This window comes from Paracoccus sp. SM22M-07 (assembly GCF_001887735.1).
Classification (GTDB): Bacteria; Pseudomonadota; Alphaproteobacteria; order Rhodobacterales; family Rhodobacteraceae; genus Paracoccus.
In genome coordinates this window covers 150,001-152,510 of sequence record NZ_JPKW01000008.1, presented here as the reverse complement: position 1 = coordinate 152,510, position 2,510 = coordinate 150,001, and the positions used below count along the sequence as shown (strand labels likewise).

Below are 2,510 nucleotides of genomic sequence, written 5' to 3'. Positions count from 1 at the left end.
TGGTTGCGGGGGCAGGATTTGAACCTGCGACCTTCAGGTTATGAGCCTGACGAGCTACCGGGCTGCTCTACCCCGCGCCAAGTTTGTCCTGATCGGGATTTTTCATCGTTTCAGAGGGATCTGCGTCTCTTTCCAGGTCTGGCGGTGACCTACTCTCCCACGTCTTGAGACGCAGTACCATCGGCGCAGCGGCACTTAACGGCCGAGTTCGGGATGGGATCGGGTGTTTTGCTCGCGCTAGGGCCACCAGACCAGGAAAGAGACGCTCAGCGTGGGCTATTGCCCATGTTGTCCAAGGATGCATGTGGATGAAGACGAGAAGTCTGTCTTCTTCCGGATCAAATCAAGCCTATCGAGCCATTAGTACCGGTCAACTGAATGCATTGCTGCACTTACATCTCCGGCCTATCGACGTGGTGGTCTTCCACGGCTCTCAAGGGAGACCTTGTTTTGAGGGGGGCTTCACGCTTAGATGCCTTCAGCGTTTATCCTGTCCGAACATAGCTACCCAGCACTGCCGTTGGCACGACAACTGGTCCACCAGTGGTTCGTTCACCCCGGTCCTCTCGTACTAGGGGCAACTCCTCTCAAGTCTCCAACACCCACGGCAGATAGGGACCGAACTGTCTCACGACGTTCTAAACCCAGCTCACGTACCTCTTTAAACGGCGAACAGCCGTACCCTTGGGACCTGCTCCAGCCCCAGGATGAGATGAGCCGACATCGAGGTGCCAAACGATGCCGTCGATATGGACTCTTGGGCATCATCAGCCTGTTATCCCCAGCGTACCTTTTATCCGTTGAGCGATGGCCCTTCCACTCGGGACCACCGGATCACTATGGCCGACTTTCGTCTCTGCTCGACTTGTCAGTCTTGCAGTCAGGCTGGCTTCTGCCATTGCACTCAACGACCGATTTCCGACCGGTCTGAGCCAACCTTCGCGCGCCTCCGTTACTGTTTGGGAGGCGACCGCCCCAGTCAAACTACCCACCACGCAGGGTCCCGGACCCGGATAACGGGCCGCGGTTAGACATCAAGAGTGCGAAGGGCGGTATCTCAAGGATGGCTCCACGAGGACTGGCGTCCCCGCTTCAAAGCCTACCGCCTATCCTGCACATCGCAATCCTGATGCCAGTGCGAAGTTGTAGTAAAGGTGCATGGGGTCTTTCCGTCTAACCGCGGGAAGTCTGCATCTTCACAGACAATTCAATTTCGCTGAGTCCACATTTGAGACAGCGGGGAAGTCGTTACGCCATTCGTGCAGGTCGGAACTTACCCGACAAGGAATTTCGCTACCTTAGGACCGTTATAGTTACGGCCGCCGTTTACCGGGGCTTCAATTCAATGCTTGCACATCTCCTTTTAACCTTCCGGCACCGGGCAGGCGTCAGACCCTATACGTCGTCTTACGACTTCGCAGAGCCCTGTGTTTTTAGTAAACAGTCGCCACCCCCTGGTTTGTGCCCCCGGCCTCTACTTGCGTAAAAACCGGGCCTCCTTCTCGCGAACTTACGGAGGTATTTTGCCGAGTTCCTTAAATGTGGTTCTCTCAAGCGCCTTGGTATTCTCTACCAGTCCACCTGTGTCGGTTTAGGGTACGGTCTTGTGGAGGGCTATTTCCAGGGACCCCTAAGCAGCCCGATCAATCCGTTAAGATCGAACTACCCTCGGGATCCGTCACCATCTCCTGGCCCAGGAATATTAACCTGGTTCCCATCGACTACGCCTTTCGGCCTCGCCTTAGGGGCCGGCTTACCCTGCTCAGATTAGCTTTAAGCAGGAACCCTTGGACTTTCGGCGACAGGGTCTCTCACCCTGTTTGTCGCTACTCATGTCAACATTCTCACTTCTGATCACTCCACCGGTTGCCTCACGGCCCGGCTTCACAGTCAGAACATTGCCTCCGTTGCATCCGAGGACGCAAAAGAGGCAGCGTTCTATATCACAGAACGCTCCGCTACCACGCACAACAAGTGTGCATCCAAAGCTTCGGCTCGTGGCTTGAGCCCCGTTACATCTTCGCCGCAAGACCTCTTGATTAGACCAGTGAGCTGTTACGCTATCTTTAAAGGATGGCTGCTTCTAAGCCAACCTCCTGGTTGTTTTGGAAGTCTCACATGCTTTCCCACTTAGCCACGAATTGGGGGCCTTAGCTGTTGGTCAGGGTTGTTTCCCTCTCCACGACGGACGTTAGCACCCGCCGTGTGTCTCCCGGACAGTTCTCTTGGGTATTCGGAGTTTGCTTAGACTCAGTAAGGCTGTGGGCCCCCATCATCCATGCAGTGCTCTACCCCCCAAGGAATACATCCGAGGCGCTACCTAAATAGCTTTCGCGGAGAACCAGCTATCTCCGAGTTTGATTGGCCTTTCACCCCTAGGCACAAGTCATCCCGACCTTTTTCAACAGGTGTGGGTTCGGACCTCCAGTACGTGTTACCGTACCTTCATCCTGCTCATGCCTAGATCACTCGGTTTCGGGTCTGATCCGTCTAACTCTGTCGCCCATTTA

The 2,510-nt window shown here is 55.1% G+C and carries 1 tRNA gene and 2 rRNA genes (1 of these 3 running past the window's edge); all 3 read right to left on the bottom strand.

What is annotated here, in order from left to right:
* A tRNA-Met gene (locus IE00_RS12955) sits at positions 1 to 77 on the bottom strand.
* 59 nt (positions 78 to 136) lie between these two features.
* Positions 137 to 251, bottom strand: a 5S ribosomal RNA gene (rrf, locus tag IE00_RS12950).
* An 88-nt stretch (positions 252 to 339) separates the two neighbouring features.
* Positions 340 to 2,510, bottom strand: a 23S ribosomal RNA gene (locus tag IE00_RS12945) (it continues 665 nt past the right edge of the window).